The organism is Prevotella sp. AM42-24, assembly GCF_003461825.1.
Taxonomy (GTDB): Bacteria; Bacteroidota; Bacteroidia; order Bacteroidales; family Bacteroidaceae; genus Prevotella; species Prevotella hominis.
Genome location: NZ_QTXV01000095.1, coordinates 3550 through 8267, shown reverse-complemented (window position 1 = coordinate 8267; position 4718 = coordinate 3550). Strand labels below are relative to the sequence as shown.

The 4718-nt window shown below is 42.6% G+C and carries 3 protein-coding genes and 1 pseudogene; all 4 read right to left on the bottom strand.

The window, feature by feature from the left end:
- On the bottom strand, nt 1-215 hold a 215-nt coding region (locus tag DW917_RS15685), incomplete at its 3' end, for a M91 family zinc metallopeptidase (RefSeq protein WP_199545581.1).
- A 93-nt stretch (nt 216-308) separates the two neighbouring features.
- The gene (locus tag DW917_RS15680) at nt 309-1097 is read right to left on the bottom strand and encodes a hypothetical protein (protein ID WP_147344230.1); all 789 of its coding nucleotides are present in this window, start codon (nt 1095-1097) and stop codon (nt 309-311) included.
- Between the two features lie 155 nt (nt 1098-1252).
- Nucleotides 1253-1447, bottom strand: a pseudogene (locus tag DW917_RS15675) (dehydrogenase); the annotation flags it as partial.
- A gap of 599 nt (nt 1448-2046) precedes the next feature.
- The gene (locus DW917_RS15670; RefSeq protein ID WP_233524783.1) at nt 2047-4707 is read right to left on the bottom strand and encodes a thiol protease/hemagglutinin PrtT; all 2661 of its coding nucleotides are present in this window, start codon (nt 4705-4707) and stop codon (nt 2047-2049) included.
- Nucleotides 4708-4718: the final 11 nt, after the last annotated feature.

Here is a 4718-nt window from a genome sequence, read left to right as displayed (position 1 = left end):
TCACCATGAATCATTTCATGAGCTAATCCAACTTGGGAAGGTCTCTTTTTATTACTAACTCTACCTGTTTTTCTATTCAGAGTTGGGATGTCTGGATTTGATTCCGGATTGAAATGTACATTCACATTAGACCCCTTACCATTAATTGCATTAGTTGGATTATCATCTGTTTCAAAGTTACCTTCTTCTTTCTCTGATATGATATTAATTGTCATTATTCTTTTAGAAACTTTAACATAAAGCCCTAAAGCACCCGAAAGCGAATAAGAGAATGAGTTTTGAAGCGACCCTTTTAATATGAAGAAAACTTAAGAAAGCTTAGCAGCTGCCCAAACTAACTCCACCTTTGTTACCTGCGGATAAGCTTCCTTATATTTATCTGTCAAATCCCAGAAGAAATGCGAGCCTTCTTTTCGTTTCAAATAGAAATTCTCCAAAGTTCCGCCTTTACCATCTCCAACCTCGAAATAAAGTATACTGTGATCTTCATTATACGTAGTAGTATAATACCCATCCACCAACACCTTTCCACCAGCAAGGAACTGGATTCGGGATACTGTAAATACATCACCACGGCTCTTGAATTTAACAGCTTCATAAGGCTTACTTGCTATCGCATCCGATGCTATCACCAAAGAATCTTCCTTGGAAACACCCTCCACCTTACAATATTTTTGATAACCACTAAATACTTGTGTAGTCTCCCATAACGTCTCAACATCCTTGACTTCCACGGCAAGTTTTGCCTCATTACCATCTTCATCAGTCACTGTAACAATAGCCTTTCCCACAGCGATAGCAGACAAGCTAATACGCTCATTCTTACCATACTGCCCCGTCTCATGGATGCAAGTTACAGTGACTACTTTCTCATCAGAAGACTGTGCCGAAATCTTGCCCTTGGCTCCTTGCACATTCACGCAGGCACCCTGGGTGGTATATATGACAAGGCTATTGCCCTTGATACCCACTTGTTTGCCTGTGTTAATATCACCAATGATTTCATCCTGTGTGAGTTGAATACCATCATCATCGCTACACCCTACCATCAAGAGAGCGACGAAAGCCATTGCCAAAAAGTAAATCTTTGCTTTCATAAACTGTTCTTTTTATGAGTTATACATGATAGGCGCTTTGCCCATCCTCTATTTATGAAACATTATTCTCCCCCCATTATTGCATTCTTCTTCCTATTATCTTTCTTTATTTAACACACTTTTACGCAAAAATATAAGAAACGCCTGTTTTGTTTCTATACTATCGGCAGACTTATTCCGTTGATCTTCTGATAAATATCTAAGGCATAGATATCCGTCATGCCGCTGATGTAATCCAATACTGCCATGATTCGCTCTTCCAGACTTTCGCTCTCGATATCGTACTGGTTGCTTACCCGGCGCAGAAGCTGCTTGGAGTAGAAACGGGACGGGTTGACGGCGGCATCGACCTTCAGAATACAAAAAAGCTCGATAGTGGTGCCAAAAGTGCTTAAAAAAGCAACTTTTGGCACCACTATCGGCACTTTTTGCGTATTTTCCATCGTTTTTCCATTATTTTACATTATCTTTACAGAAGATTTGGTGAGAAAGTTTGAATTTGTATTTTTGCCATGCCATTCTGAGTTTTATTTGTTATTTTTTACTACACTAAGATAAGTGAAATTTCAGACATAAAAATCCTGAGCAACTTATTGTTGCTCAGGCACTTATAAGATATTAAATTAGAGTGTTGCGAAATTAGGGATTATTATAAATCCTCACCATTAGCATGATTGTATTCATTGTCATAAAACATTGTTATGTAGTATTCTCCATAACTTTCACAAATTCTAAACCATACAGGTTTCATCTCAGATTTAAAACTGTTATGCTCTTCAAACGGTCCCTCGGGGATCACGTGATGGGGAACTGGTGAACAAGAGACGAGCAACGAGGGATCACGAGGCGGGCAACGAGTGCCCAAACAAATGGCTATGATTTGGGCAACGCATCTATCATCATCAGTCGCTTTTTTGACAGATTAATCCATTTAATTGAATCAGATTTGTTATTTTTTTGCAACATGATAAGTGAAAGTCTGCTTATCAGTAACTATACGCAACAGATAGATACCTGCAGGAATGCCTTGCAGAGAAAGCGAGGCTTGATTTCCATTTATCTTCTCAGACTGTTTAAGCAGACTGCCGCTTATCTGATAGAGTTTGATGTTTCTCAAGCCACTACAGGAAACTGATAGTTGATGACTTTCGAGACGAACATCAATGGAAGGAGCTGCATTTACAGAGGCTCCGATTCCTGTAGATGTGTCCTGGGAAATAGCGAGGAGGTCGCCTTTACGCTTCAGGTAATACACGGGTCCCTGCGGATTGCCAAGTTCGATTTCCTTGCCTTCTATCTCCCCCATCACCCTCATGCGATAAGTATGACCATCGACAAAAGACAAATTGTTCTTGCGCAGCCAATAACTGTAAAGGGGTACCTCGAAGGTTGAAGAAACACTCACTTCATCATCGATTCCCCGCACCTGTATCTTTTCCTTGATCTCTGTGTCTTCACCCATCAGCGTTATACGTCCTTCATAACTTCTGCCTTCGGATGCGAGCAGCGAGACTCCCAATTTGAAATTAGCATATTTCGTCATATCAATACTGCCTGATTCTATTTTCTCGTGGGAATCATCAGCTAAAAAGACTTCTGCTTTCGCCATTAGCGGCTTTTCCTGCGCTTTCTCCACCTGGATAAATGCAGCCTCCCGGTCGTGGATTAGGTTGACAGGATAGAACATCGTTTCTGCTTCATCGCCTGAGATGATGAGTTTCACTTCGTAGCATCCTGGAGAAAGATTTGAAGGCAAAGAAAGCAAAATTGGAATTTCGGTTTCGGTAAAACCTTCGATTTCGCTGAGCTGATCGACACGGGTATCCATCACGACCTCTCGACTATCATTGAGCAATTGTACTCTCAAATAACAGTCACGAGGTACACCATTGAGATTTTTCAGCGAGAAGAATGCCTGTACTTTTTCTCCCTGTTCTACGCTGCCGATGAGTCTTGGCTGCGCCATTAACTGGAAATGAGGTTCTTCCGAATAGATTTCAGATATGCGCCCAGTTCTATCCTTCAGTTCCACTTCTACCACAGGCGCCTTTTTTATCAGAAAGAACTCATCCCACGACTGATCTTCTTTTCTGGCAACACATACAGGAAGGAGACGATAATATCCATCCTGAAGACCTGAAAGATTCAACTTGACAGGTTGTGCTTCATTGATAAGATAGTCGTTCCCCATCCATCCGGCATGATCGGCACCATAGATTCGCTGCGTAAAACCTCCCAAAGCATGATCATCAGAATAGGCAACCTGCATGAGGTTCCCATCCACATCATAGACTGCTACACCAATATCTCCCCGGAAAGGCTTACCCCTGTTGACGAATGAATTCATTTCCACTGTAATAGTCTGTAATGGGTTGAAATTCTTGCCAGTTGCCTCTTTTATCAGTAGCGAACCACCCTCATTGAACATCAACTGTGGGGAATTTTCCAAGAGACTACGGTCTATCTCCGGATATTTCCCATTATCGGGATGTGCTAAGATAGCCATGATAGCACGGTTGAATGCCAGCGGCTTACCTTGGAACTCACTACCAGTCTGCGAAACACTGAGGTTGGTGAGTGAATAGTAGGCATCACCCTGTCCCTCCCAACCGAAATTCATGTGGAAGAGTCCATTTTCATCAAAACCATCTGTCACCCATGCATGTCCGGAAGCAGCACCAGCCGGTCTGCCTTCCAGATAGACAGGACATCCATTGAGGAGTTCCTGCCGCAGGATTTCTGCAAAACGGGTAGGCCCTTCTATTGCTTTGATTGCATAGGCAGCCGAATAATCAAAGTTTTTTAGCAGAGCCTGATAGGCAAATATGCCCTGTGTTCCGCTGGCATTAGGTGTATATTGCATGAAAGAAGCCACGCCCACATCATTCATCAGCAAGGCAACGGCATCTTCCTGTTCTGAAGTTGCACGAACAGGATAACGGTAGTCGGGCAACATATTCGCCCAATCATAATGAGACTGACTGAAGTCTGCACTTTTCTTGGTATGATAATAAGTTACCTCATACTCATTCTGTCCCTTTCCCTGAAGAGGCCATTGATGGTAATACATCAATTGTGCGATGGCAGTAGCCACACATCCGCTATAGGGGTAACCTGTACGGGCATTAAAAGGATACGACTGTCCCCATCTGCTTTTCAGTAGAGGTGATACGGTTTGAGAAAACAGACCAGAGCGGGTTGCATTTCCGACAACAACCTTTCCTTCTTTCAGCACCTCGTATGTCTGGCGATACCCTTCCAATAGGAGTTTTACGCAGGGGTTGGCATTCAGCGTGTCGAGTGTTCCCTCAGTACTGTAAGCCAAAATCTCCCCCATCTCATCATCGCCAGAGACAATCACAAATCCGCTTCCCCTGGCGTCATTATATATATAATAAGGTGTATCAGCTGTTTGAGAGAAACCTTTCGATTTTGCCTTTACCTCTTGGGATTGAGGTAAGGTGACGTATCTTTGAGCTATCTTCGCTGCTTTGCGAGGATTGATATTTTTACTATATACTGCCGGACTAAAGGCTAAAAGAATACAGACGATGGCCTGTGAAAGGGCTATCGAGGGGGAAAAGGACAGGATACTATGAATAACTTTCATGATGACTGTAA